Annotated in this window: 27 protein-coding genes; 10 read left to right on the top strand and 17 right to left on the bottom strand. The window is 65.4% G+C overall.

Annotated features, from left to right (window positions below; all coding sequences use genetic code 11):
• Positions 1-8: 8 nt before the first annotated feature.
• From J2S32_RS14640 to J2S32_RS14625, 4 genes are all read left to right on the top strand, one after another.
• Positions 9-2,045, top strand: a complete 2,037-nt coding sequence (locus J2S32_RS14640) for a 3-hydroxyacyl-CoA dehydrogenase NAD-binding domain-containing protein (protein ID WP_253522619.1) — start codon at positions 9-11, stop codon at positions 2,043-2,045.
• Positions 2,046-2,206: 161 nt separating this feature from the next.
• Complete coding sequence (locus J2S32_RS14635) at positions 2,207-4,948, top strand: TonB-dependent receptor (protein WP_253522617.1); 2,742 nt, start codon at positions 2,207-2,209, stop codon at positions 4,946-4,948.
• A gap of 276 nt (positions 4,949-5,224) precedes the next feature.
• The gene (locus J2S32_RS14630) at positions 5,225-8,197 is read left to right on the top strand and encodes a TonB-dependent receptor domain-containing protein (protein WP_253522615.1); all 2,973 of its coding nucleotides are present in this window, start codon (positions 5,225-5,227) and stop codon (positions 8,195-8,197) included.
• A gap of 79 nt (positions 8,198-8,276) precedes the next feature.
• Entirely contained in the window at positions 8,277-9,041 is a 765-nt protein-coding gene (locus J2S32_RS14625) for an SDR family NAD(P)-dependent oxidoreductase (RefSeq protein WP_253522613.1), read from the top strand.
• A gap of 10 nt (positions 9,042-9,051) precedes the next feature.
• On the opposite strand, the gene J2S32_RS14620 is transcribed toward J2S32_RS14625, so the two are convergent.
• The 4 genes from J2S32_RS14620 to J2S32_RS14605 are packed head-to-tail and all read right to left on the bottom strand — an operon-like array spanning position 9,052 to position 13,319.
• Positions 9,052-10,461, bottom strand: coding sequence for an efflux transporter outer membrane subunit (locus tag J2S32_RS14620; protein ID WP_253522611.1), 1,410 nt, complete (start codon positions 10,459-10,461; stop codon positions 9,052-9,054).
• Positions 10,458-11,441 (bottom strand): efflux RND transporter periplasmic adaptor subunit, encoded by a 984-nt coding sequence (locus tag J2S32_RS14615; RefSeq protein WP_253522609.1) that lies wholly within the window; start codon positions 11,439-11,441, stop codon positions 10,458-10,460. Before J2S32_RS14615 ends, J2S32_RS14620 begins: the two co-directional genes overlap by 4 nt.
• 1 nt (position 11,442) lies before the next feature.
• Positions 11,443-12,186, bottom strand: a complete 744-nt coding sequence (locus J2S32_RS14610) for an ABC transporter ATP-binding protein (protein ID WP_253522606.1) — start codon at positions 12,184-12,186, stop codon at positions 11,443-11,445.
• A complete protein-coding gene (locus J2S32_RS14605; RefSeq protein ID WP_253522604.1) occupies positions 12,186-13,319 on the bottom strand; it encodes an ABC transporter permease in 1,134 nt (377 codons plus the stop codon). Before J2S32_RS14605 ends, J2S32_RS14610 begins: the two co-directional genes overlap by 1 nt.
• A gap of 71 nt (positions 13,320-13,390) precedes the next feature.
• On the opposite strand from J2S32_RS14605, the gene J2S32_RS14600 reads away from it, so the two are divergent.
• Positions 13,391-14,044 carry a TetR/AcrR family transcriptional regulator gene (locus J2S32_RS14600; protein ID WP_253522601.1) on the top strand — a complete coding sequence of 218 codons (654 nt, stop codon included), beginning with the start codon at positions 13,391-13,393 and terminating at the stop codon, positions 14,042-14,044.
• Here J2S32_RS14600 and J2S32_RS14595 read toward each other — a convergent pair.
• Genes J2S32_RS14595 through flgB form a run of 13 tightly spaced genes read right to left on the bottom strand, consistent with a single transcriptional unit; the run spans position 14,041 to position 23,503 of the window.
• On the bottom strand, positions 14,041-14,868 hold the full coding sequence (locus J2S32_RS14595) for a flagellar motor protein MotB (protein WP_253522598.1): 828 nt from the start codon (positions 14,866-14,868) through the stop codon (positions 14,041-14,043). The genes J2S32_RS14600 and J2S32_RS14595 overlap by 4 nt on opposite strands.
• Before the next feature lies 1 nt (position 14,869).
• Positions 14,870-15,733 carry a flagellar motor stator protein MotA gene (gene motA, locus J2S32_RS14590; RefSeq protein ID WP_253522594.1) on the bottom strand — a complete coding sequence of 288 codons (864 nt, stop codon included), beginning with the start codon at positions 15,731-15,733 and terminating at the stop codon, positions 14,870-14,872.
• A 26-nt stretch (positions 15,734-15,759) separates the two neighbouring features.
• Positions 15,760-16,677 (bottom strand): flagellar hook-associated protein FlgL, encoded by a 918-nt coding sequence (flgL, locus tag J2S32_RS14585; RefSeq protein ID WP_253522591.1) that lies wholly within the window; start codon positions 16,675-16,677, stop codon positions 15,760-15,762.
• On the bottom strand, positions 16,674-18,014 hold the full coding sequence (gene flgK, locus J2S32_RS14580; RefSeq protein WP_253522588.1) for a flagellar hook-associated protein FlgK: 1,341 nt from the start codon (positions 18,012-18,014) through the stop codon (positions 16,674-16,676). Before flgK ends, flgL begins: the two co-directional genes overlap by 4 nt.
• Positions 18,014-18,319 carry a rod-binding protein gene (locus J2S32_RS14575; protein WP_253522586.1) on the bottom strand — a complete coding sequence of 102 codons (306 nt, stop codon included), beginning with the start codon at positions 18,317-18,319 and terminating at the stop codon, positions 18,014-18,016. Before J2S32_RS14575 ends, flgK begins: the two co-directional genes overlap by 1 nt.
• The gene (locus J2S32_RS14570; protein ID WP_253522583.1) at positions 18,316-19,413 is read right to left on the bottom strand and encodes a flagellar basal body P-ring protein FlgI; all 1,098 of its coding nucleotides are present in this window, start codon (positions 19,411-19,413) and stop codon (positions 18,316-18,318) included. Before J2S32_RS14570 ends, J2S32_RS14575 begins: the two co-directional genes overlap by 4 nt.
• Positions 19,414-19,424: 11 nt before the next feature.
• Complete coding sequence (locus tag J2S32_RS14565; RefSeq protein ID WP_253522580.1) at positions 19,425-20,078, bottom strand: flagellar basal body L-ring protein FlgH; 654 nt, start codon at positions 20,076-20,078, stop codon at positions 19,425-19,427.
• An 11-nt stretch (positions 20,079-20,089) separates the two neighbouring features.
• Complete coding sequence (gene flgG / locus J2S32_RS14560; RefSeq protein ID WP_253522577.1) at positions 20,090-20,878, bottom strand: flagellar basal-body rod protein FlgG; 789 nt, start codon at positions 20,876-20,878, stop codon at positions 20,090-20,092.
• Between the two features lie 18 nt (positions 20,879-20,896).
• Positions 20,897-21,637: a flagellar basal body rod protein FlgF gene (locus J2S32_RS14555; RefSeq protein WP_253522574.1), complete on the bottom strand. Its 741-nt coding sequence runs from the start codon at positions 21,635-21,637 to the stop codon at positions 20,897-20,899.
• 5 nt (positions 21,638-21,642) lie between these two features.
• Positions 21,643-22,455 (bottom strand): flagellar hook-basal body protein, encoded by an 813-nt coding sequence (locus tag J2S32_RS14550; protein WP_253522571.1) that lies wholly within the window; start codon positions 22,453-22,455, stop codon positions 21,643-21,645.
• Positions 22,456-22,470: 15 nt separating this feature from the next.
• On the bottom strand, positions 22,471-22,752 hold the full coding sequence (locus J2S32_RS14545; protein ID WP_253522568.1) for a flagellar hook assembly protein FlgD: 282 nt from the start codon (positions 22,750-22,752) through the stop codon (positions 22,471-22,473).
• Positions 22,749-23,153 carry a flagellar basal body rod protein FlgC gene (flgC, locus tag J2S32_RS14540; RefSeq protein ID WP_320181853.1) on the bottom strand — a complete coding sequence of 135 codons (405 nt, stop codon included), beginning with the start codon at positions 23,151-23,153 and terminating at the stop codon, positions 22,749-22,751. The genes J2S32_RS14545 and flgC overlap by 4 nt, the downstream gene beginning before the upstream one ends.
• A gap of 2 nt (positions 23,154-23,155) precedes the next feature.
• Positions 23,156-23,503, bottom strand: coding sequence for a flagellar basal body rod protein FlgB (flgB, locus tag J2S32_RS14535; protein ID WP_253522563.1), 348 nt, complete (start codon positions 23,501-23,503; stop codon positions 23,156-23,158).
• Between the two features lie 184 nt (positions 23,504-23,687).
• Here flgB and J2S32_RS14530 point away from each other — a divergent pair, with 184 nt between their 5' ends.
• From J2S32_RS14530 to J2S32_RS14510, 5 genes are all read left to right on the top strand, one after another.
• Positions 23,688-24,344, top strand: coding sequence for a MotA/TolQ/ExbB proton channel family protein (locus J2S32_RS14530; protein WP_253522559.1), 657 nt, complete (start codon positions 23,688-23,690; stop codon positions 24,342-24,344).
• Complete coding sequence (locus tag J2S32_RS14525) at positions 24,341-24,784, top strand: hypothetical protein (RefSeq protein ID WP_253522556.1); 444 nt, start codon at positions 24,341-24,343, stop codon at positions 24,782-24,784. Before J2S32_RS14530 ends, J2S32_RS14525 begins: the two co-directional genes overlap by 4 nt.
• 54 nt (positions 24,785-24,838) lie before the next feature.
• Positions 24,839-25,354, top strand: coding sequence for a flagella basal body P-ring formation protein FlgA (locus tag J2S32_RS14520; protein ID WP_253522553.1), 516 nt, complete (start codon positions 24,839-24,841; stop codon positions 25,352-25,354).
• 79 nt (positions 25,355-25,433) lie between these two features.
• On the top strand, positions 25,434-25,721 hold the full coding sequence (locus J2S32_RS14515; RefSeq protein WP_253522550.1) for a flagellar biosynthesis anti-sigma factor FlgM: 288 nt from the start codon (positions 25,434-25,436) through the stop codon (positions 25,719-25,721).
• A complete protein-coding gene (locus tag J2S32_RS14510) occupies positions 25,718-26,053 on the top strand; it encodes a hypothetical protein (protein ID WP_253522547.1) in 336 nt (111 codons plus the stop codon). Before J2S32_RS14515 ends, J2S32_RS14510 begins: the two co-directional genes overlap by 4 nt.
• The last annotated feature ends 74 nt before the right edge of the window (positions 26,054-26,127 follow it).

The raw sequence follows: 26,127 nt of genomic DNA, 5'->3' as shown, positions 1-26,127 counted from the left end.
AGAACCCCATGACCTCCCCCATCCGCACCGAACGCCATGACAATGTCCTGGTCGTCATTTCCGACAATCCGCCGGTCAACGCGCTGGGCCAGGCCGTCCGCGCCGGACTAAAAGACGCAATCGAGGAAGCGCTGTCGGACGACGCCGTCGAGGCGGTGGTGATCCGCTGCGACGGCCAGACCTTCTTTGCCGGCGCCGACATCACCGAATTCGGCAAGCCGCCAGTCGGCCCCAATCTGCCCGAAACGCTCGACGCGATGGAAGCCAGCGACAAGCCGGTGGTCGCGGCAATCCACGGCACTGCGCTGGGGGGCGGCTGCGAAGTCGCACTCGCCTGTCACTACCGTGTCGCCGTGCCGAGCGCGAAGCTCGGCCTGCCCGAGGTCAAGCTCGGCCTGATCCCGGGCGCGGCGGGCACCCAGCGCCTGCCCCGGCTGGTCGGCGCCGAAGCCGCGCTGCCGCTGGTCGTGGGCGGCAATCCGATCCCGGCCAAGAAAGCCGAAGCGATCGGGCTGGTGGATGCGCTGGTCGGCGCGGACAGCCTCGAAGCCGATGCGATCGCCTTCGCCAAGTCGAAGATCGGCCAGCCAGTCCCGCGTTCGTCGGAAGGCAAGGCCAATGAAGACGGCGTGCGCGATCCCGACCTGTTCGATCGCTTCCGCGCGTCGCAGGCGCGCAGGATCCGCGGCTTCGATGCCCCCAATGCGGCGATCGCCGCGGTCAAGGCGGCAGGTGAGCTGTCCTATGAGGACGGCGTCAAGAAAGAGCGCGAGCTGTTCATGGAGCTGATGAGCGGCACGCAAAGCGCCGCCATGCGCCATTATTTCTTCGCCGAACGCGCGGCGAACAAGATCGACGACGTGCCCAAGGATACCCCGCTGATCCCGATCAAGAAGGTCGGCGTTATCGGTGCGGGCACGATGGGCGGCGGGATCACCATGAATTTCCTGTCCGCCGGCATCCCGGTAACCATACTCGAGATGGCGCAGGACGCGCTCGACCGCGGGACCGGCGTGATGCGCAAGAATTACGAAAACACCGCGAAGAAGGGCCGCATGACCGGCGAGCAGGTCGAACAGGCGATGGGCCTGCTGACCCCGACGCTGTCCTATGACGACCTCGCCGATTGCGACCTCGTGATCGAAGCCGTGTTCGAGAACATGGAGGTCAAGAAAGAGGTCTTCGCCAAGCTCGACAGCGTGGTGAAGCAGGGCGCGATCCTGGCGTCGAACACCAGCTATCTCGATGTCGACGAGATCGCCACCGCGACCCAGCGGCCGGGCTATGTGGTCGGCCTGCATTTCTTCTCGCCCGCGAACATCATGAAGCTGCTCGAGGTCGTGCGCGGCAAGGAAACCCGGCACGATGTGCTCGCCACGGTGATGAAGCTGGCCAAGAAGATCGGCAAGGTCGCCGCGGTGTCGGGCGTGTGCCCGGGCTTCATCGGCAATCGCATGCTGTCGAAACGGCAGGAACAGGCCAATGCGCTGATCATGGAAGGCGCCAATTACTGGGACGTCGATGACGTCCTGCTCGATTTCGGCTTTCCCATGGGGCCGTTCCAGATGGGCGACCTCGCGGGGATCGACATCGGCTGGCACCGCGACCCGAGCAAGGTCACCACGATCCGCGAGGCGCTGTGCGCGGCGGGCCGCTTCGGACAGAAGAACGGCAAGGGTTTTTACGATTACGACGAGGCGCGCAACCGCACCCCGTCGGACGAGGTCAAGCAGATCATCGCCGATTTCGCCGCGCGCGAAGGCAGGGAACAGCGCGACATCTCGAAGGAAGAGATCCGCGAGCGGCTGCTCTATCCGATGGTCAACGAGGGCGCGAAGATCCTCGAAGAAGGCATGGCGCAGCGCGCCAGCGATATCGATGTCGTGTGGATCAACGGCTATGGCTGGCCGCTCTATACCGGCGGGCCGATGTTCTGGGCGCAGACGATCGGCCTGGACACGGTGGTGGCGGGGCTGGAGCGCTATGACCTGCCGGTCAGCGCCCATCTGCGGTCGGCCGCGGGAGGCAGCGGAAAGTTCGCCTGATTAACCAGGAATCTGCGACAATTTAGAAACGCCGGTATGCAAATCCGTCGAACGGGCAAGTCGTTCGTCCGCTGCGTCTTGACAGCGCACGGATGGCGGGTTTGAAACGAAAAAAACATAAATGGGCGCGGCAGGGGCCGGGTCCGGTGAGAGGAGAAAATATGAGACAGTTCGGTTTACGCCACCAATGCGCCTTCGGCGCGCTCGCCTGCGCACTGGCCCTCACCCCGGCCATTGCCCAGGCGCAGGATACGACGACCGCAAGTTCCGAAGATGCGGACCTAATCGACAATGCCGATATCGATAGCGGCAATGTCATCATCGTCCGCGCGCAGGGCCGCGACCAGGCGCTGTCCGATGTCCCGGTGGCGGTCTCCGCGGTATCCGGCGAAATGCTCGAGAAATCGGGCGTCTCCGACATTCGCGACCTCAACCAGGTGGCCCCGTCGCTGCTGGTCTCCTCGACCGGTAACGAAGCCAATGGCTCCGCGCGTATTCGTGGCATTGGTACGGTCGGCGACAACCCCGGCCTCGAAAGCTCGGTCGCGGTCTTCGTCGACGGCGTTTATCGCTCGCGCTCGGGTAACGCATTGTCCGAACTCGGCCCGCTCGACCGGGTCGAAATCCTCCGCGGCCCGCAGGGTACGCTGGGCGGCCGCAACTCCTCGGCCGGCCTCATCAACATCTACACCGCCCCGCCCGAGTTCGAATTCTCGGGCTACGGCGCCTTCACCTATGGCAATTACGACGCGATCAAGGTCGAGGGCGGGATCAACGCACCGCTCGGCGATACGGTCGCGGCGCGGATCGACGGCGTCTATTTCGAACGCGACGGCTTCTACAACGATGTCGTCAACGATGTGCGGATCAACGACCGCGACCGCTATCTCGTGCGCGGCCAGCTGCTGTTCGAACCGACCAGCGATCTCAGCATCCGCTTGGTTGGCGATTATTCGAAGAAGGACGAGGCCTGCTGCGCCGCGACCTTCGTCCAGCCCGAATTCGCGCCGCTGGCGCGCGTATCGCCCGGGCTCGATTCCTTCGCGCGTCCCAATGGCGGGCCCGCACTGACCAGCACCGACAATCCGATCGTCCCGATCCTTCTGGGTCTGGGCCAGGATCCGCGCGCGCTGACGCAGTCGACGTTCAACCGCGATATCTACGTCACGCCGGGCCGGACCTATCAGGGCGAAACCGAGGACTGGGGTATCTCGGGCGAGGTCAATTGGGACTTCGGCGACGTCACGCTGACTTCGATCACCGGCTATCGCCAGTATTCGAACACGCAGGCCTCGGACACCGACTACACGCAGGTCGACCTGTTGTATCGCGCCCCCGGACCCGATGCCGGCGCACGTGAATTCAAGACCTTCACGCAGGAGCTGCGCCTGAACGGCACGGCCTTCAACGATACGCTCGATTGGCTCGTCGGCGCCTATTACGCCAATGAGAAGCTGGAAACGCGCGACAATCTGCGGTTCGGCAATGATTACGGCACCTTTGCCAATTGCCGTATCGTGCTGGCGATCAATCCGGCGCTGGCCAATCCGTCGGCAGACAATTGCCTTGGCGCCAATGTCGCTGCACTGACGGGTGCCAATGGCGGCGCGGGCGCGTTCGGTGTGGCTACGCCGCTGATCATCGCGGGAATGAACAATCTCGCACAGGTTCGCGACATCGGCAGCACAGGCGATCGGTACAACCAGACAAGCGAGAACTTCGCTGTCTTCACGCATAATATCGTGCATGTCACCGACACGGTCGATCTGACGCTTGGCCTTCGTTACACCAACGAAACCAAGGATTTCCGCGCTGCATTCAGCAATGACAACGTGTTCTGCCCGCAGAGCCGTGCGCTGCTCGACGGCTTGCTCTCGGTCCCGTCGCTTGCTGGGCTCGCAGGCGGCCTGATCTCGCTGTCCTGCCAGGGCAATTCGACCGCCGAGCTCGACGGTGTGACGCTGGCCGATACGCGTGACGAAGACGAGTTCACCGGCACGGCCATCCTCAGCTGGAAGCCCGATCCCGACTGGTTGGTCTATGGCTCCTTCTCGAAGGGCTACAAGGCCGGCGGCTTCAACCTCGATCGGTCGGCGCTCGCCGTGCCGGTGGCTTTCGATGCTGCCACGCTCAACCCGACCGCGCTGCAGTTCGACGCCGAAACCGTCGATGCCTTCGAAGTGGGCGTGAAATATGCCGCCCGCGACTGGGGCTTCAGCATTGCCGGGTTCCGCCAGGAGTTCTCGAACTTCCAGCTGAACACGTTCAACGGTTCGGTCTTCCTGGTGCAGAACATCAATGGCTGCGACAGCGACCTTGGCGGGGCCGACCGCGATGCGGATGGCACCACCGGCGCCTGTGCCGCGGACAACGTTGCCCCGGGCGTCATCGCCCAGGGTTTCGAGTTCGAGGCTTCGCTCAGCCCGATCCGCGACCTGACGATGACGATGGGCGTCACCTATTCGGACACGAGCTACGAGGACAATCTCGTGGGCCAGGACAATGGGTCGCCGCTCGATCCCGCGCTGCGGCTGCTTCCGGGCGACAATCTGTCGAACGCCCCCGAAGTGACCGCCACCGCGTCGCTGAGCTGGACCCCGCCGATCGGCAATTCGGGTCTCTCGGGCCTGTTCTTCATCAATGCGCGCACGACCGACGATTACAACACCGGGTCGGACCTGCTGCATGGGAAGGAACAGGATGCCTATACGATCGTGAACGGCCGTATCGGGATCACCGGGCCGGACCGTCGCTGGGGTGTCGAGCTGTGGGCGAACAATCTGTTCGACGTCGACTACACCCAGGTCGCGTTCAACACGCCGTTCGTGGCACCGCAGCAGACCTATTCGGCCTTCCTCGCCGAGCCGCGGACCTACGGGATCACGGTGCGCGCAGGCTTCTAAACCGCGTTCATCGCGACAAGCAGGGGCCCGGCATCACGCGATGCCGGGCCCCTTTTGCGTGGATGCCACCTAAGCGTCTGACGAGGCTGGAAAACAATGGATTTTCCGGTTTCCGCTACGGCACCGATATCATTGAGCAATTTCGAAAAAGCGGTACGAGCACGCGCGACAGATTTCCTAATATTTACCCCTATCTCTTGACATAAAGGCAAAGAGGGCATTGAATTTCGATTGGAAGGTACGCGGACAAAAGACGTACCCCCGAGGGAGAGACCAATGACCAGATTCACTTTACGCCACAGTTGCGCGCTCGGCGCACTTGCGATTTCGGCTCTGTCGGCGGGCCCTGCCCTCGCCCAGGCGGAGGTCGAAACTGCCGGAGCGGCGAACCAGAACGACAACCGCATCATCGTTACCGGCTCCTATATCCGCGGCACGCCCGAGGATGCGGCGCTGCCCGTGGACGTCTTTACCGCCGACGATCTGGCCGAGCAGGGCGTCGACAGCCCGCTCGAATTCATCAAGGAACTGCCCTCGGTCGGCGCCTCGCTGGGCGACACCAACCAGTTCTCCACCGACGCGCAAGGCTTCCAGGGCGTCGGTTCGCTCAATTTGCGCGGCCTCGGTCCGCAGCGCACGCTGGTGCTGCTCAACGGCAAGCGGACGATCCTGACGCCGGGCGCCGGGTTCGTCGACACGCAGCTGATGCCGCTGTTCGCGCTCGAACGGATCGAACTGCTCAAGGACGGTGCCGGGTCGACCTATGGTTCGGATGCGATCGCTGGCGTCGCGAACTTCATCACCCGCTCGACCTTCACCGGCTTCGAATTGCAGGGCGATTACAATTTCATCGACGGTTCGGACAACAATTACAGCCTCAGCGCGCTGGCCGGGTTCGAGTTCGCCGATTCCGCCAATTTCGTGATTGGCGCAGGCTGGCAGCACCGCAGCGAATTGGGCTCGATCGAGCGCGACTTCGCCAATGTCGGCTACGAGACCAATCCCTCGGCCTATTCTGCGCTGGCTACACCGGGGCTGTTCGCGGTCAGCTATTTCGATACCGGCACCGGCGCGGTGAACACGCAGGTCCGGCCCGACGTCGGGTGTGAAGACCTCGGCGGGACGGTCGACATCGGTCGCTGCTATTTCACCTATGTCCCGTTCGACAACATTACCGAGGACGAGGACCGCTATCAGGTCTTCGGCGAACTCACGATCGACCTCAGCGATACGATCCGCTTCCAGGCCGACGCGCTCTATTCGCGGAGCGAGCTTACCTCGCTCAACTATTCGCCGGCATTCCCACCGACGCAGGGGCCGCGCGGGTCGGGCTTCGTCAGCGCGTTCACAACCTCGCCCGCGAACCCCGGGGTGGCGGCCTTCCTCGACCAGGTCGGGTTGCCGCAGAGCTCGCCTACGGCCCCGATCGTCGCCGTCACCAACGTGCTCTATCGCCCGTTCGGCTTTCTCGGCAATCCGCTCGACCCGGATCGCGGTGCCGGCACGGGCGGTGCGGTCAACGATGCCTTCCGCTTCAGCGGCGGCTTCGAATTCGCGCTCAGTGATACGCTCACTTTGAACGTGGATGGCACGTTCTGGGAATCGGATCGCGAAGCCTATGCCCCCGGCATTATCGGCTCGCGCCTGCAGGCCGCGCTGAACGGCTTCGGCGGTCCCGATTGTACCGGGACCACAGCGGGCGAGAATGGCTGCCTGTGGTTCAATCCCTTTGCCAATGCCGGCCCCGGCAACGGGACGTTCAACATCGACAATCCGTTCTACGTCCCGGGTAACGAGAACAGCCAGGAGCTGGTCGGCTGGCTGCAGGTACCCAACGGCACCCGCGAACAGGAATCGCAATTCGTGTTCGACATGGTCCTCGCGGGCGAAACCGGAATCCAGCTGGGCGGCGGTCCGCTCGCCTTCGCCGTCGGCACCCAGTTCCGCGACACGCGCTATTCCAGCGATCCGATCATCCCGGAATCGAATCTCGACATCAATCCGTGCTTCGTCGAGGGCGATCAGAGCTGTGTCGGCACCACCACCGAAGGGGTGGGTCCGTTCATCTTCCTCGGCGGTTCGCGCCCGGTGAAGCTCAAGCAGGACGTCTATGCGTTCTTCGCCGAAGTAAACGCGCCGATCACCGACCGGCTCGAACTGTCGGCGGCCGTCCGCTTCGAGGATTACGGCAGCCCGATCGGTTCGACGATCAATCCCAAGGGCTCGGCGCGCTTCGAGGTGACCGACTGGCTGACCCTGCGCGGTTCGGTGGGCACCACCTTCCGCGGCCCGCTGGCATCGAACGTGTCGCCCAACTTCGTTACCGCGCTCGAAGGTTTCACTGCGGCAGGCGGCAATTACAAGTCGAAGGACATCTACGGCAATCCAACCGATCTCGATCCGGAAACCGCCTTCACCTACAACATCGGCGCAATTTTCTCGGCGCCGGTCGGCGGCGGCGATCTGACCTTCTCGGTCGACTATTGGTCGATCGATCTAAAAGACCGCATCACGATCACGCCGGGCAATGCGATCGCGAGCTATGTGGGCAATTTCCAGACCACTGGTCAGGAAGAGGTCGACTGTTCGAGCCCGCTGGTCAATCTGGTTACCTTCTCTAACAATCAGTGTATCCAGGGCACCACGCTGGGGATCGACATCAGCCGCGTGCGGACCGATTTCGTCAATGGTCCGGACGTCAAGATCGCCGGTCTCGATTTCGCCTTCGATGCGGAATTCCCGTTGGGCGACAATGCCGAGCTGGGCTTCGGTGCCAATGCGGTGTGGAATCTCGATTACAGCTTCGACGATTTCATCGTGCAGGATGTCAACGTCCAGCCGGCCTATGATGCGGTCGGTTTCGGCAATTACTTCCGCGATCCGAACACGGTGCCGGAATGGCGCGCGAATGCCTTTGTCCGGCTTGGTTTCGGCGATTTCAATGCGCGCTATTCGGTCCAGCATATCGACGGCGTGACCGACGATCGCTGCCTTACCCGCGATCCCTGCTTCAGCACGGCCGGCGGTGTGGGGACCAACTTCGGTGTCGAGAGCGGCTCGTACACGCAGCACGATTTCTCGGTCACCTACGACCTCCAGCTTGCAGGTGCGGATGTGCAAATGCAGGCATCGGTCGACAACTTCACCGATGCCGAACCGGCCGAGGCGCAGCTGCCGCTGGGCTACAACCCGTTCATCGGCAATGCCATCGGCCGCAACTATCGTCTTGGTATCCGGACCCGCTTCTAGGCGGTTCCGGCACCACCAGTTACGAAGGGCCCGGGGCGCAAGCTTCGGGCCCTTCCCATTGCTCACAAAGGAAACCACCATGTCGCCATTCGACCTGACCGGGAAAGTCGCCATCGTCACCGGATCGAGCCGCGGGATCGGCCGCGCCATTGCCGAGGGCCTCGCGGCGCAGGGCGCGCGCGTGGTCATCTCGAGCCGCAAGCAGGATGCCTGCGAGGCGGTCGCCGCCGAAATCAACGCCGCGCATGGCGATGGCAGCGCCGTCGCGATCGCAGCCAGCATTTCGGAAAAGGCACAGCTCGAGGATCTGTTCGTGCAGACCGCCGCCCAGCTCGGCCCGGCCGATATCCTCGTCTGCAATGCCGCGGGCAATCCCTATTACGGGTCGATGGACGGGATCGCCGACGATCAGTTCCGCAAGATCCTCGACAACAATGTCCTGTCGAACCACTGGCTGATCCAGCTTGCGCTGCCCCATATGCGCGAGAAGGGCGACGGGGCGATCGTGATCATCAGTTCGATCGGCGGCTTGCGCGCCTCGACCGAGATCGGCGCCTATTGCATCTCCAAGGCGGCCGACTTCCAGCTGGTGCGCAATTACGCCGCCGAGAACGGCAAGCACGGCATCCGCGTCAACGGCATCGCCCCGGGGCTGGTCAAAACCGATTTCGCCAAGGCGCTATGGGAAAATCCGCAGGCATTGGCCGCGACCGAAAAGGCATTGCCGATGCGCCGTATCGGCGAGCCTGACGATATCGCCGGTGCCGCGGTCTACCTGTCCTCGCCCGCCGCCCGGTGGACCACCGGCCAAACCATCGTTGTCGATGGCGGGGCGACGATCTAGGGCGCTGACATCAGGGTAGTTCGCTGCCGCCGAGCGCCTGCCACAGCACCACCCGCGCCCGCTGCGCCCGGCCCCGCGCTGCCGCCGCACGCTCGCCGCTGGCATCGGCGGCGCGGCGCGCCTCGAGCACTGTCAGGAAATCGGCAAGCCCGGCTTCGTAGCGGGTATTCGCGAGACGCGCGGCGCGCTGCAGATTAGCGGCTTCCTGCGCCACCGCTGCGGCTTCGCCATCGGCTGCCGCGACCAGTCCGTAACCCGCCTCGGCATCGCCCAATGCCGTGAAGACGGCACCGCGATAGCTCTCGAAAGCCGCGCGCTTTTCCGCCGCCGCGCCGTCAATCTCGGCCTGGACCCGGCCAAAGTCGAGCAACGGCCCCGCGATCGTTGCGGCAAGCGAACCGACCACGGATTCGCTATCGAACACATCGCCGATCCCAAAGGCTAAAAGGCCGATCGCGCCCGAGAGGTCGAACACCGGGAAGCGGCGGCGCGCGGTGGCAGCCAGTTCGGCATCCTCGGCCACCAGCGTGGCTGCCGCGGCCAGCACGTCGGGCCGATTGGCGAGCAAGGCGGAAGGCAAGCTGGCGGGCGGTGCGGGCAGTTTGCTGCCAGGCGCACCCAGCGCCAGCGCGCTACGGACCTGCGCCCCGCCCTGTGCGGTCAGTGTCACCAGTCGGCCCAGCAGCCGCGCGCGTTCGCTTTCCAGCGCGGCGAGACGGCTGCGCGAACTAGCGGAGGAGCTTTCGGCACGCACGCGGTCGAAACCGGGCGCAATGCCCGCGCGCTCGCGCACACCGGCGAGCCGCGCCAGTTCCTCCGCCGAGCCCAGATCGTTGCGCACTTCCGCCTCGCGCGCCTGCAGCGTGCGCCAGTCGATCACCGTGGCGGCAATTTCGGCGAGCAGTGCGCTGCGCACCGCACGCGCGCTGGCATCGGCGGCATCCACCCGCGCCAGTGCCGCGCGCTCCTGCGCGCGCAGCCGCCCGAACAGGTCGAGATCCCAGCGCGTGGTCAGATTGGCCGCATAGGACACGCGTTCGGTGTCCAAACTCACCCCGGTCGGCAGGCTTCCGCCGAAGGAATTGGGATTGGTCCGCGTACCGGTGACCGAAGCTTCTACGCCCACGGCGGGCAGGCGCTCGGCCCCCGCGCGGTCGGCCCCGGCGCGGGCCTGCTCGACGCGGGCCGCGGCTTCGGCGAGCGTGGGAGACGACGCGAGCGCCTGCGCCGCCAGCGTATCGAAGGCGGGATCGCCGACAGGCAAAAGCTGGGCCAGCGCAGTGCCGACAGGCGCCTCGGGAGCGAACAGGAAGCTGTCGGGCAGGACCGGAACGGGGGTCGCGACTTCGGGCGGCGGCCCGCCGACGCAAGCGGCCAGCGACAGCGCACTCGCGGCCGTCAGGAGCGCGCGGGGTATCATTCTTCGGCTCCCCGCGCGGCGATATAGGCATCGACCTGCTGGCCGACGCGGAACAGGCCGTCCGCCTCCGGCAGTTCGTAGATCACTTGCAACACGCGAACATCGACGCGTTCGGCCGCGCTGTTGGTGAGAGAGCGCTTGGGCACCACCCGCGGTTCGGCGCGGACGAAGCTGGCCTCGACCTGCCGGTCCGCAGCGCCGCGCGGGCTGACCGTGGCAGGGACGCCAAGCTGGAGCCGCGGGGCCTGTTCCTCATCGATGTCGATGCGCACATGCAGCGGCTGGGTCTGGCCCATCTCGATAAAGGGCTGCGAGCCGCCCCCGCCCATCGTGCTGACATATTCGCCCTTGCGGATATTCACCGCGAGGATTTCGCCCGCGATCGGTGCCCGGACCGTCAGCCGCGCGATTTCGGTCTGCGCCGAACCCGCACGCGCCTGCGCGGCCTGCAAGCGTGCCTGCGCCAGCCTGGCGCGTTCATTGGCCGACGCCGCCTCCCCCTCTGCGCGGATCACTTCGGCGCGGCTGACTGCGGCGGGATCCTCGACATTGCGATACAGCGCAAGCTGGCGCGCGGCGGTCGCGCGTGCGCTCTGCGCTTCGGAAATCGCCGCGCGGGCTTCGGCAATCGCGGCATTGGCTTCGCGCAATTGCGCGCGGACCGCCCGATCATCGACCGTGAACAGCACGTCGCCTTCTTCGACGCGGTCGCCCGGCTCGACCAGCAGCCCGGTGATCAGTCCCGACAGCGCCGAGCCGATCTGGATGGTTTCGCTCGACGGCTCGACCACCCCGGCGCCTGCGACACGGGCCTCGGCGGCGAGGTTCGCCGGTGCATGCGGCGGTTCGCGGCCCGGTTCGGACAGCTCGCGGTCGGGCAGGCCGACCAGGATGAAGATCACCGCGGCAACCAGGCCGACGAGCGCGATTACCGGCAGTGTCTGGCGCGAGAAGCTGAGGTTGTTCCAGTCGAGAGCCATGTCAGTGTCCTTCGGGCATATCGCTGCCGTCGTGGGTGATCCGCCCGTCTTCGAGCACGAGGATGCGGTCGGCGAGGTCGAAAATGCGGTTGTCGTGGGTGACGATGATGCAGGCGCGATCGGGCGCGACGGCGACTTCGCGCAGCAGGTCCATCACCCGGCGCCCTGAAGAAGCATCGAGCGCGGCGGTGGGTTCGTCGCACACCACCAGCCGCGGCTCGTGCACCAGCGCGCGGGCGATCGCGACGCGCTGCTGCTGGCCGCCCGAAAGCTGGCGCGGCAGCTTGTCCGCCTGATCGCCGATGTTGAGCTTCTCGAGCATGGCGACCGCCCGTGCCCGCGCCTCCAGCCGGTCCATTCCCTGCGCGATCAGCGGGACGGCCGCGTTGCTGGCGGCATCGATGGAGGGGATGAGATTGTACTGCTGGAAGATGAAGCCGATGTTCTGCAGGCGAAATTCGATGAGCGCAGTGTCGTCCAGTTCGTAAATGTCGGTGCCGAAGACCTTCACCTCGCCCAGCGTCGGCCACAGAATGCCGCACATGATCGAGATCAGCGTGGTCTTGCCCGACCCGCTTTCCCCCACCAGGAAAGTCAGCTCGCCCGCGCGGATATTGAGATCGATGCCGTGCAGCACGGTAATCGTCTGCTGGCCCGCCTGGAAATCGCGCGTGACGCCGCGCGTGCAGATTGCCGCGTCGGGCTTGCAGCCGCCGATGGCGCTGGTGTCCAGGATCGTACCCATCAGCGGAACACCGAAGCGGGTTCGGTCCGCAGCACATTGCGCAGCGCCAGCCAGCCGGTCAGTGCAAGGATCAGGAAAACCGCGACCATGCTGATCAGCGGGATCTGCCAGGGAATATAGAAACCCTTGAAAGTCGGATTGGCCGAAAAGCCCCAGATGAAGAACACCGTACCGAGCACGCCCAGCCCATAGCCGATCAGCCCGACCAGCCCCGCCTGTACCGCCACCATCCGGCGGATCTTGCGGTTGGTCACCCCGATCGCCTTGAGCGCGCCGAACTGCTTGATATTGTCGCGGATAAACAGGCTGAAGGTCAGCCCGACAATGGCCACGCCGACGATGAAGCCAAGCAGGACGGTGATCCCGAAATTGAGCGGGATGCCCGTATTCTCGATAATGAAGTCGATCCCGTCCTGCGCGAATTCGTCGCGCGTCTGCGCTTTCAGCCCGGTCTCGCGTTCGATCCGTTCGGACAGGGATTTGGCCTGCAGCGGATCTTCGGCGCCCACCAGCACAAAGGACAGGCGATTGCGCGTTCCGGGGACGTAATTCAGCGCCTGGCTGTATTTGGTATAGAGCACCACCGTGCTGGTGAAGCTGGGCGTCGCATCGGCGATCCCGCGGATCACCGCGCGCTGGTCGTTGAGTTCGAGTCGTTCGCCGATCGGCGACTGGCCGGGGAACATGCGAGTCGTGCCGACATCGTCGATGATGACGCTGTCGGGCTGCGAGAGGACATCGGGCGAGCCTTCGATCATGCGCTTGGGCAGGCCGATCAGCGTGGCATCGTCGACCCCGATCACCGCGACCCCTTCGAGATCGCCATCCTTGGTGCGTACGCTCGCCTGCGCGCGGATATGCGGCACTGCCCAGCCCACCCCGGGCACGCTGCGCACCTTGTCGAGCGCGGTGGAAGGCATGGCGTAAGCGACGTCGGTGGTCCGGCTGACCGGGTCCATGACCCAGATATCGGCGCTGGAGACATTGTAGACGCCGCTGGCGCCGCGCTCGATAAGATTGACGAAAATGGTCAGCTGCTGGGTGATCAGCAGCGTCGAAAAAGCGATCCCGAAGACCAGCCCATAGAACTTCTGGGCATCCCCGGTGAGCATCCTGATCGCGATCCAGAGCACGTTCGCTTGCCTTCGCCTGACCATTCGTCCATTATTGAACGAAGACGTTCAATTGAACGGAGGCGTTCAGATTGTCAAGTAACGAACCGAAGCGCACCGGGCGTCCGGCCGACGAGGCCAAACGCGAGGCGATCCTGGCCGCCGCAGCCGCCAGCTTCTTCGAGCACGGGTTTGCCGCCAGTTCGATCGAGCAGATCGCGGCCGATGCGGGCGTTTCGAAAGTCACGATCTACAACCGGTTCGGCGACAAGCGCGCGTTGTTCGCGGCGGCGGTCGAGGTCGAATGCGAACAGATCCGGGGCAGCCTGCAAGTCCCCGAAGTCGCCTCGGGCAGTCTGCGCGACCGGCTGACCGCGGTGGGCGAGGCGATGGTCGCGTTCACATCGCGGCCCAAGATGGTCCAGTTCGAACGGCGCATCGCGGCCGAGACCGAGCATGACCCGGCGGTTGGCGAAGCCTTCCTCGAGGCCGGCCCGCATCGCATGAAGGAGTCTTTCGCGGCGCTGATCGCCGCGATGCACGAAGCGGGGGAAGTCGATGTCGCCGACCCCGCGCTCGCCGCCGAACAGTTCGCCGGCATGTGCAAGGGAATGGGCGATCTCGAACGCCGCTTCGGCGCGCCCGCCGACCCGCAGCGCAATCGCGAGCGGATCGCCGGCGCAGTCGAGGTATTCTGCCGCGCCTATGCCCGCGATCCGTCCTGCGAGACCGAGGCGGGGAGCTAGTTCTCCAGCGAGATCGAGATCCGGCGGTTGCGCGGATCGGTAGGGTCGCCCGCGATCAGCGGTTCGGTATCCGCAACCCCTTCGATCCGCCGGAAGCGCTCGCGCGAAATTCCGTGGCGGATGAGATCCTGCCGCGTCGTTTCCGCGCGCCCGGCCGACAGCGACCAATTGTTGACCCGCGTCGGATCGCGATATTTGAGCGCATCGGTATGGCCGCGCACGGTGATCTTGCCGCCTTCGGGCGCGATCGCCTCGGCGACGAGATCGAGCAGGTCGCGGGCATCGGTGGTGAGGACCGTCGTGCCGAGCGAGAACATCGAGAAATCGGCATCATCGACCAGGTCGATCCGGATGCCGGTGGTGGTGTTGATCATCCGCACCTGGCGCATCAGCCGCTTGAGCCGTTCGCGGTCGGCGACCGCTTCGGTCACGCGCTGCTGGATACGCTTGATACTCGCCGCGCCTTCCTTCGGCCCGCCCGTCGCATCGCGCGGAACGGTCAGGGTCTGCGTCCCCGTCTGCCCTGCGGCGTGCGGGTAATTGTCGACATCGACCAGCGACGAACCGCCCAACACGCCGTCGGCGCCCGCGCTTTGTTCCTTGGTCTTCACCAGCGTCGGAGTGAAATAGTCCGCCAGCCCCTTGCGCTGGTCCTCGGTGGTTGCACCGAGCAGCCAGAGCAGCAGGAAGAACGCCATCATCGCGGTGACGAAATCGGCATAAGCGACCTTCCATGCGCCGCCATGGTGTCCCGCCTCGACGACGGTCACCTTCTTGACGATGATCGGGGCCGGATCGTTGCGACCCGCGGCGGAGCTGGCCATCCTACCTACCCCGCAGCGCGTCGAGGAGTTCGTTCAGCCCCGGCCGCACCGTATGACCCAGACCCGACCGCGCGCTTTCCACCACCAGCGGCTGCGGATGGCCGTAAAGCGAGGCGATGATCACCTGCTTGACCGCGTGGAAGATCTGTTCGTCCTGCTCGAGCACCTGCTTGAGCCGGCCGGCGAGCGGGCCGACGATGCCATAGGCAAGCAACACGCCGAGGAAGGTCCCGACCAGCGCCGCGCCGATCATCTTGCCGAGGATTTCAGGCGGCTTGTCAATCGAGCCCATGGTTTTCACCACGCCCAGCACCGCCGCGACGATGCCCAGCGCGGGGAGCGCATCCGACAGCGTTTCGAGATTGTGCTGCGGTTCGCGCAATTCGTGGAAATGCGTCTTCATCGCATTGTCCATCACCTCTTCGACCGCATGCGTCTCGAGCGTGCCGGAGGATACCACCAGCAGCGTCAGCGTGTCGCAGATCAGCGCAACGAGCGCGGTATTCTTGAGCAAATTGGGATAGGCGCTGAACACGGTGGAATTTTCCGGCTCCTCGAGATGGCTTTCGAGCGCCACGGGTCCATCGTTCTTGAGCATGCGCATCAACTGCGTGGTCAGGGCGATCGCATCGATATGGTCCTGCTTGTCGTGCTGGGGCCCCTTGAAAATCTTCCCGAAGGCACGGCCGATCGCCTTCAGCCCGTCGAGCGAATTGCCCGCGACCATCGCGCCGATCGCGGCGCCGCCGATGATCAGCATTTCATAGGGCATGGCGGCCATCACCGGGCCGAGCGCGCCGCCGCTGAGCATGAAGCCGCCAAACACCATGACGAGCAGAACAACGATGCCGATAATCGCGTACATTTGAAAAATTCCTTCTGAAGGCGCGATCAGCGCAGCATTGAGAACAGCGAGAGATTGGCGAGGCGCACGAAGCTGGCCTGGGTCGCCTCGAGAACCGTCAGCGTTTCCTGAAGTCGGCTCATCGTGACCGCGATATCCGCGCCGCCGACGCTCGTGCGTTCGTCGGCAATGCGTTCGGTGTTGATTTCGCGGCGCTCGGTCATGAGGTCGATCCAGTTGAGCCGCGAGCCGACGACGGTCTGCGCCGTGGTTACCTTTTCAAGCCCCCGGTCGAGATCGGCGAGCGCCGCCGAACTGGCATCGGCTGCCGCCTGGCCGCCGCCTGCCAGCGCAATCGCGAGGCCATCGAGCACCGCGAACAGATCGGTCGGCCCGGAGGCGGCGTCGAACTGAAAGATTTCCGGCCCGGTCAATCCGGGGACCACCGATTGCCCTTCGCCTATTTCGAGCGGCGTGACGGCGGCGGTGCCGACGAATTGCACGCCGTTGCCGCTGCCATTGTCGACATAGGCCTGGCCCGCGGCCTGCCCCCCGAAGAGCGCGTGCCCGGTGATGTTGCGGCTATTGCCGAGCAGCACCAGGTTTTCGCGCAGGCTCGCCACTTCCACGCCGATGGCGGCGCGCTGGTCATCGTTAAGCGTGCTCACTGTCGCCTGCACGGCCAGTTCGCGCACCCGCATGACGATATCGGCAATCGAGCTGAGCGTCTGGTCGGTAAGCGCGAGATCGGCCTCGGCGAGCTCCGAATTGCGCGTGTCGACGCTGGTAATGCGTTCGGTGCGTGCGAGCATCCGCAACCGCGCAGCGGCCACCGGATCGTCCGACGAGCGTTCGAGCCGTTCGCCCGTCCCGATCTGCTGCTGCAGCGTTTCGGCCTGCGCGCGCAGGCTGCCGATCTGGCGGGTGCTGCGTTCGTAGAACGCCCCGGTGCTGAGATTGATCATCGCCCGATCCCCAGGAGAGTGTCGAAGATATCGCTGGCCGCCTGCATCGCCCGCCCCGAGGCCTGGAAGGCCTGCTGGAAGCGGATCAGATTGGCGGCTTCGGAGTCGAGATCGACGCCCGATTGCTGTTCGAGCGAGATGCGCGCGGAGGACGCGATCGTTTCGAGCGCGCTCTGCGTGACATTGCGCCCCGCGACCTTGCTCGACACGTCGAACAGGATCCCGCTGAGTTCCTGCGCCGGATCGAGCGCAGCCAGCGACTGGCGCAGCGCGTTGAGATTGGCATCATCGCGGCTGGAGGCCCCCGCCCCTGCGGGCGCCGTCGCCAGACCGCGGCCCTCGCTCATGACGACGCGCAGCGTCCCGGCGGTATTGCCGGAGAAGATCGGTTGCCCCTGCGTGCCGTCGAGCGCGACGCCCGCGGCCTGTGCATTGTTCACTGCATCGGCGATGGTCGCCGCGACCGTATCGAGACGGGTGCGGACCGCCGCCAGTTCGGTCAGCGCGAGCGATGCGCCCGCGAGGCTGCCCGAACCCGGGCTCACCGCCTGGCCGTCGACTGCGAAGCTGAGCGTTCCGTCGGCAGCGGTGTCCGAGGTCAAGGTCCCCGCGTTGCCGCCCTGGACGAAACTGCGCGGAGGATTGGTGCCCAGCGAAACCGCGACGGTTCCGTCTGCGGCGAAACTCGTCGTGAGCGCGGTGAAGCCCGACAGGCGTTCGAGCAACTGGTCGCGCTGGTCGAGCAGTGCCGCGCGGTCGCTGCTGCCGCTGCCCGCGCGCGTCAGCCGCAGGTTCACCCGTGCCAGTTCGCCGCCGATGATGTTGGCATCGGATATCTGCGCTTCGGCATCGAAGCGCAGGCCATCGCCCACCGCATCGAAGCCCGAGGCGGTGATGTTGAACTTGTTCGCCAGCGTCGAGGCTTCGGCGACCACTGCGGCACGCCGCGAAGGATCGACCGGATCGCCGGCAAGCTGCTGGAGCGCGGCCTCGAATTCGACGATCGAGGTGAACACGCCCGATTGTTCGAGCGCGCTTTCCATATTGCTCAGGCCCGTCAGTTCGACATTGGCGCGCGCGAGATCGCCCGAGGTGCGGCGCACTTCGCCCTGGAGGAAGGCATCGGCATTGCGGCGGATTTCCGCGACACGCGCACCCGACAGCGAGATATCGCCAATCCGCCCCGCCCCGCCCGAGGCCGAGACTTCCTCGATCCGCAGGCTGCGCCGGACATAGCCGTCGCTCGACGCATTGGCGATGTTCTGCGCGGTAACGTCGAGCGCGCCGCGCGCCGCGCGTGCGCCGCTGGCGGCGATCGAGAGGAGATCGGAGGCCATCAGCGCTCACCCTGCGGGAGGAAGTGCGCCAATTGCTGTTCGATCGCATGGGCGAAGCCAAGCTGGCCGGATTCGGCCGTGACTTCGGCGAAGCGCGCATCGCGCATCTCGCGGAAGGTTTCCTCGCCCTCGCCGCCGAACAGGTCGTTGCCGCCGAAATCGGTGCTGCGCGCGCTCGACAGCATCTGCCGCAGCAGGATCGCTTCGAACTGCTGCGCGGCCTGCCGCAATTCCTCGCGGATCGGCGAGGCTTCGCGCTCGGGCAGCGGTTTCGCACCGGCCAGATTGATGGGATAAGTCGTCATATGATCACGAGCTCCGCGGTCAGCGACCCGGCCTGCTTGAGGCCTTCGAGAATGGCGACCAGATCGGCCGGGCTGGCCCCCAGCGCGTTGAGCGCATCGACCACTTCGGCGAGCGAGGCACCGGGGCCGACGCGCGACACGACGCTGCCCTCCTGGCGCGCGGTGATCGTGCTGTCGGGTTCGAGCGCGGTCTGGCCGCGGGTGAAGGGTTCGGGCTGGACCACGAGCGGGTTCTCGTCGATCCGCACCACCAGGCTGCCATGGCTGATCGCAGCCGGCGCCAGCCGTACCGCGCTGGAGATGACGATGGTGCCGGTCCGGCTGTTGATCACCACCTTGGCCGCGCGTTCGGCCGGGTTGATGTCGAGCATTTCGATATCGGCCATGATTTGCGCGCGCGTGTTGGCGCCCGGGGGCAGCATCAGCGCCAGCGTGACGCCGTCCTCGACCAGCGCCATGCCGGGATAGACGGCGTTGATCGCATCACGCACACGCGAGATGGTGAGGAAATCGGCTTGGTAGAGGTTCCAGCGCAGCACTTCGGTGAAATCGAAATTGCTCGCCACCGCCTGTTCGACGCTGGCGCCATCGGCAATGCGGCCCACGGTCGGGACATTGACCGTCAGCTTCGATCCGTCCTGCCCCGATACACCCAGACCGCCGACCGCGAGGTTGCCCTGCGCCATCGCGTAGATCTGTCCGTCGGCCCCATAGAGCGGGGTCATCACCAGCGCGCCGCCGCGCAGCGACTTGGCCTTGCCCATGGTCGAAACGGTCACATCGATCCGCTGGCCGGGCTTGGCAAAGGCAGGCAATTCGGCAGTGATGATCACCGCCGCCGCATTCTTGAGCGCCGGATTGACCCCCGGCGGAAGCTGAAGGCCGAGACGGCCCGACACGCCGCGCATGGCCTGGGTCGCATAGGCGAAATTGTCATCGCCCGACCCGTCGAGCCCGACGACGATGCCATAGCCGGTGAGCTGGTTCGAACGGACCGACTGGAACTGGCCGAGGTCGCGCACGCGCTCGGCAGCTGCCGGAACTGGCAGCAGCGCGAGCAGGGCGACGAAGAAGAGAGCGAAACGGCGGATCATGGTGACTATCCTCAGAAGGGCGAAATCGCGCCGAAGAAGCGCGACAGCCAGCCTTCGCGGCTGGCGCGCTGGACCGAACCGGCGCCCGAATAGGAAATCCGCGCATCGGCCACGCGGATCGACGGGATCCGGTTGTCCTGATCGATATCGGAGAGGCGGATGATGCCCGAAAGCTGCACCCATTCCTCGCCCTGGCTCAGCTGCATGACCTTTTCTCCGCGCACCAATGCCGTTCCGTTGGGACGGACCTCGGCAATGGTGACGGTCAGATCGGCCCGGATCGAACTGGCCTGAGAGGCATCGCCCGATCCCTTGAACGACGCGCGGCCCGAGGCATTAAGGTCGCTGTCGTCGATGCCGACGAATTCGGGCAGCGACAGGCCGATACTGCCATCGCGCTTGGTCGAACCGCTGGTCGATTTGGACGTCTGCGTCCGCTCGACCAACACGATGGTGACGATGTCGCCAACCCGCGCTGCGCGGTTGCCGTAATAGAGCGGCGCATAGCCGTGGCTGGCTTGGTAGATGGCCCCGTCGTGATGGCGCGCCGGCGCGGCCTGCGGTGCGGGCGGAAGGACCGCAGCGAACCCTTCGGGGCGCGAGGCGCCGCCGCCGCAGGCGGCCAGGGCGAGTGTCAGCGGGGCAAGACAGAAAGCGGATTTCATGGCGAACGTCCTCACAGCGTCTGGTTGGCGTTGCGCAGCATTTCGTCGACGGCGGAAACCATCTTCGAGCTGATTTCATAGGCGCGCTGGCATTCGATCATCTCGACCAGCTCCTCGACGATATTGACGTTCGAGGCTTCGAGCATGCCCTGGCGTAAATTGCCGCGACCGTTCTCGCCGCCCGGCGCCAGTTCGGCTGCGCCGCTGGCAGCGGTTTCGACGAGGAAGTTGTCGCCGATCGCCTGCAGGCCTGCGGGATTGGTAAAGCGGGCCACCTGGATCTGGCCGAGCTCGGCAGGTTCGGCCTCGCCGGGGATCGCTGCAGATACGGTACCGTCGGGCGATACCGCCACCGCGGTCGCGCCTTCGGGAATGGTGATCGCCGGCTGCACGGCATAGCCCTGCTGGGTGACCAGCTGTCCTTCGGCGGACTGGGTGAAATTGCCTGCGCGGGTATAGCCGATCCGGCCACCGGGCAGTTCGACCTGGAAATAGCCATCGCCGTCGAGCGCGAGGTCATAGGCGTTGCCGGTCGTGCTGAGCGCGCCCTGCGTCATGATCTGGCTGGTCGACTGGACCGCCACCCCGGTGCCGAGGTTGAGCCCGGTGGCATAGGCGGTTTCGCCCGACGAGCGCTGGCCCGCGACCCGCGCATCCTGATAGGCGAGCGTGGCGAAATTGGCGCGGTCGCGCTTGAAGCCGGTGGTGCCGACATTGGCGAGGTTGTTGGCGATGACGCGCATGCGCGAATCCTGGGCCTCGAGCCCGGTGCGGGCGACCTGAAGGGCTGAAGTGGGCATGGTCTATCCTTTCCCTGATTAGCCGAGGCGCATGAGCTGCGCGCCGCTTTCGTCGATTTCGCGTGCGGTCGCGATGACCTTGCTACGCATGGCGAAGAGGCGCTGGGCATCGATCATCTCGACCAGCACTTCGGTGGTTTTCACATTGGAGCCTTCGACCGCGCCGACTGTGACGGTGGCCGCTTCGTCGGTCGGCAGGATGCCGCCGCCTTCGACCCGAAAGAGGCCGTCGAGCCCCTTGCTGATCGGCGAACCCTGCCACGCCGCCAGCTTGATCCGGCCGATTTCGGCGGGTGGCTGGTCGGGCGTGGCGGGATCGGCCAGCGTGATCGTGCCGTCGGGCGCGATCGCGGGAAAGCCGGTCGGCGGAATAGTGATCGGGCCGGTATCGCCCAGCACCGGCAGCCCCTCGCCATTGACGAGCAGGCCGGTGGCCGAAACCGACAGGTCACCGCGCCTTGTATAGGCCTCGGTCCCGTCGGTGGCCTGCACCGCCATCAGCGCATCGGTCGCCATCGCGATATCGAGATCGCGCCCGGTCTGGACGATTTCGCCTGCGGCCATATTCGCGCCGCGCACGCGGGCGGTCTGCATCGCGCGCGCCTCGTTGGGCTGGCCCTCGATGGTGACGGCGCGCTGGTCGAGCATTTCGGCACGGAACCCGAGCGTGTTGGCATTCGCCATATTGCTCGCGATGACGCGCTGGCTGTCCATCGACGCCCGCATGCCCGAAAGCGCGGTATGGATGAGGCGGTCCATCGCGATCAGGTCCGCAGGTTGATGACGGTCTGCGAGATCTGGGTCGCGGTGTCGATCGCCTTGGCATTCGCCTGGAAGTTACGCTGGGCGGTAATCAGCCCAACGAGTTCCTCGGCGATGTCGACGTTCGAACGCTCGAGCGCGCCCGAGAGCAGCGAGCCATTGGCGCCCGAGCCGGGCGAGCCGTAGCTTGCCGGACCCGACAGGCCGGTGCCTTCCCAGTTGGCCGAGCCGACCTTCTTGAGGCCGGTAGGCGAAATGAAGTTGGCCAGCGCGACCCCGCCGACCGGCTCGACCGAACCGTCGGTATAGGAGGCCTGGACCACGCCCGTGCTGGAGATGGTAACCCCGGCGAATTCGGCGCCCGCGGCATTGGTCTGCGGGACTGCGGCATCGCTGATCGCGTTGCCCGTCACTGCGCCATTGGCATCGACCGCGAACAGCTGCAGCCGGTTGCCTGCACTGTCGGCGATATGCCCGGTCTCGGTCATCGTGAACGAGCCTGCGCGGGTATAGAGCGTCGAGCCGTCGGCGGGCGAGCGCATGGTGAAGAAGCCGTCGCCGGTCAGCGCGAGATCGAGCGCCGAACCGGTCTGTTCGACCGGGCCGAGCGAGAAGTTCTGTGTGATCGATTCCACCGATGCGCCGATCCCCTGGATCATGCGCGGGTTGGTCAGCGCCGAACCGGCGACGATTTCGGAGAATTCGGTGCGGCTGCGTTTGAAGCCGTAAGTCTCCGAGTTGGAAATATTATGCGCGATCACGCCAAGCGAGGTCTGCGCATTCTTCATGCCGTTGAGCGAGGTATAGAAGGACATCGAATGTCTCCCTGATCAGATTTCGGTGGCGGTCTGGGTGGTGACGATCAGCTGGTCGAGCTTGTCCGCGATCTGCTCGAGCATGGCATTGGTTTCCGACACGCCGGCGAGCGAGGAGAACTGCGCCATCTGGGCGAGCATTTCCTTGTTATCGACCGGATCGAACGGATCCTGCTGCTGCATCTGGACGGTCAGCAGGCGCAGGAAATCGCCCTGCCCTAGTGCGTCCATGCCGCGGCCGGATGTGGAAGTGGTGGAAGCGACCGGCGAGGTCGTCTGGGTGGTTATGGTGGTCATTTCATTCTCATCGTTTCGAGCATGAGCTGCTTGGCGGTCGACATGGCCTCGACCATGTTGCGGTACTGGCGCGAGGCTTCGAGCATCTCGACCATCTCGGCGTTCTCATCGACGGGGGCTTCCCAGACATCGCCGTTCTCGTCGGCGAGCGGGTGGCCCGGATCGTGGCGGCGGATCGGCGCGACATCTTCGCGCACCACCCCGCCGACGCGGACCGACGAAAGCCCCGAAGCACGGTCGAGTTCTTGCTCGAACACCGTGCGCATCGGGCGATAGGCTTCTTCCTCGCTGCCCGAGACCGAACCGGCATTGGCCAGGTTCGACGCCGCAGTGTTCATCCGCACGAGCTGCGCGGACATGGCGCGGTGGCCGACCTCGAAGAAGGATGTGGGGCCCGCCATCGTCATTCGCCCCGGATCGCGCGGGTGACGGTTTCGACCCGTCCGCGCAGGAAGTTGAGCGTAGCGGTGTAGGCCACCGCGTTTTCGGCAAAGGCCGCCTGTTCGGTCGACATCTCGACCGTGTTGCCGTCGAGGCTGGCCATGGTCGGGATACGGTACTGGATCGCGCCGTCGGTCGCGCGGTCAGCCTGCGCACCGCCAAGGCGTGCCTGCAGCGCGGCAGCAAAGTCCACGTCGCGGGCCTTGTATCCGGGCGTCGCCGCATTGGCGATATTCGAACCGAGCACACCCATGCGCTGCGACCGGATCTCCAGTGCCGCCCCGTGAATGCCGAACAAACCTTCGCTCATATGAGCCTCCGCAAAAATATACGGGAGATGTTCAGCAAGGGGCGTGCCAAAACCCGATTGCCGGGGCCCGGCAGGCGAAACCGGCAGGATGTGGCAAGGTCTTGCCGGAAAGCGGCAAAGTTCGGCTGCCGGATAAATCCTGCCCGGCTTGCGCCGTTCTGGGTCGGCAAGGAGTAGCTACCCCATGTTGGAAACCTGGTTCGATCCCGCAGCGATCGCCATCGTCCTCGTCGGCACGCTCATCGCCACGCTGCTGCGTTGCGGTGTGGCGGACAGCCGGATTGCCCTCGGCGCGCTGCGCGGATTGTTCGAACGGGCGTTCGACGTGGCGCGCGCCAAGAGCGAACTGGCCCTGCAGATCCGCGAGATTGCCGATGACGGCTTTATCCGCGCCGAGCCGCATCATTTCGGCGATAGCGAATTCGACAGCCTGTCCGATCTGATCATCAGCCAGCGCTCGATCCAGTCGCTTCACGGCGAACACCAGAAATTCAAGGAAGCGCGGCTGGCCAATGCGCAGACCGCGGTGCGTGTGTTCGACTGTGCGGCGGAACTGGCGCCGGTACTGGGTCTGGCGGGCACGCTGATCGCGCTGGGCCAGGCGCAAGGCGCGGCAGCGCAGGATGCCGGCCTGGTCGGCGCCATCGCCATGGCGGTCGTCACCACGCTCTACGGCCTCCTCGCCGCGAACTTCCTTTTCGCCCCGCTGGGCGCCGCAGTTGCGCGCAAGTCGCGGCAGGAAGAGCGCGACCGCGATGCGGTTCTCGAATGGCTCGCCCGCGGGATCCGCCAGACCGGCGTGGCCGGCGGCACTCCGCACAGCGAACGCGAAGCGGCATGATCCTGCGCGCGGCTTCGGGCTGGCAGACGGTAACCGCGGATCTCGCGCTGATCCTGTTCCTGATCACGGCACAGGCGGTGCGCGAGCCTCCCGCTCCGCCGTCACAGGTGGAGACCGGGGTCGAGGCTGAGACCGAAGCCGCGGAACCTGCGCCGGTGACGTCCTCCGCGCTCGCGCTGCACAAGCCCGCCCCGGGCGAAAGCGTGCAGGAATGGCTGCGCGCCACGGTCACCGACGAGCGGCAGGTGGCAACGATTTCGATCGGCTATGCACCCGGGCAACGTGAAGAGGCCCTTGCCGAAGGCGAGCGTCTGCTGGGTGAAGCCGAGGCCGCGGGCGTCGCCGCCCGGCTGATTGCCATGCCGAACAGCTCCGACGACATCCTCCTGTCGGTCGATTACCTCCGCCCGGCGCCGGATGGCACGAACCTTGCTCCATAACCGCGAAGACCCCCATGCCGGGGGTGGTTTCGCGAACCGGAGTCAGGATCGACCATGCGTCACACATTGCCCCTAACACTCGCCGCCGCGCTTTTTGCGAGCGCCGCCGCCGCCGCAGCGCCGATGGACCTGTCGATCATCGACCGCGCGGTCACCGATTTCACCGGCGCCGATATCGGCCAGCCGGGGGGCGCCAAGCTGCCCGTCGATCGCCGCCTGCGGCTGACCGCCTGCCAGGCGCCGCTCGACCTGCAATGGTTCGGCCGTGACCAGCGCTCGGTCCAGATCGCCTGTCCGACTGCCGGCTGGCGCATCTATGTCGCGGTCGATGGCGGTTCGGGCAGCAGCCGCTATGCCGCCGCCGCCGAATATGGCGAAACGATCGTCGCGCGCGGCGAGAACGTCAGCATCCTCGTGCGCGGCAAGGGGTTCACCCTCACCCGGCAGGGGTCTGCCGTCGAGGATGGCGCGCGGGGCGAATGGATCAAGGTCCGCGCCACCGGCCAACGCACCGAAACGCTGCGCGCCATGGTGATCCGCCCGGGCCAGGTCGGCATCGATTTGCCGTAAGCGGCAAAATTATTGCCGGGGAGTTAAACCCGCGCATCGATCGCCGTTCTGTTGGTCAACCAGCTTATGGAGCGAAACGATGCGTATTGTCGGATTGCCGGAATTCTCGGGAGCAGTGGTGCGTCCAGGCGCAGCAATTACCCCTGCAGGGAAGATTTCTCCCGCGCAGAAGGTTGCCGCCGAAGCGCGCCAGGCCGAAGCTCCCATAGCGACATCGCGCGTTTCCGCCGGCCCCGAGGGCCCTGTCGACCACGACCGCGTGGCCGATATCCGCAAGGCGCTGGAAACCAATTCCTACCCGCTGATCCCGACCGAGATCGCCGATGCGATCATCGCTGCGGGCATGTATGGAAAGGTCGGGAAATGACCCGCAAACAGCAGACACTGGCTACCCTGCAACAGATGCTCGCACTTTTGCAGGGTGAGCGGCAGGCGCTTGCCGCACTCGACCTCGATCGCATCGTTGCCTGCACCAATGGCAAGCTCGACCTGTGCGCCAAACTGGACGTGGTCGAACAGGACAGCCTCGATGAAGAATGCCTCGGTGTGCTCGACGCGGTGCGCCGCCTCAACGAGATCAACCGCCGCCTGCGCAACCTGATCGCCAGCAATGTCCAGAACCGTCTCGGCGCACTGGCCGGCAGTAGCGAACCCTACGCCGCGCTGCCCCGCCAAGGCATCAGCGTCGCGCTCGCCTGATAGCGGCACCAATTCCTAGCCAGAAATTTGGCACGGACCTTGCTGAACAACCGGGAACGCAATTCCCGGAGGTT

The organism is Qipengyuania citrea (genome assembly GCF_024171405.1).
In the GTDB taxonomy this organism is placed as follows: Bacteria; Pseudomonadota; Alphaproteobacteria; order Sphingomonadales; family Sphingomonadaceae; genus Qipengyuania; species Qipengyuania profunda.
This window is presented reverse-complemented; position numbering and strand designations above follow the sequence as displayed.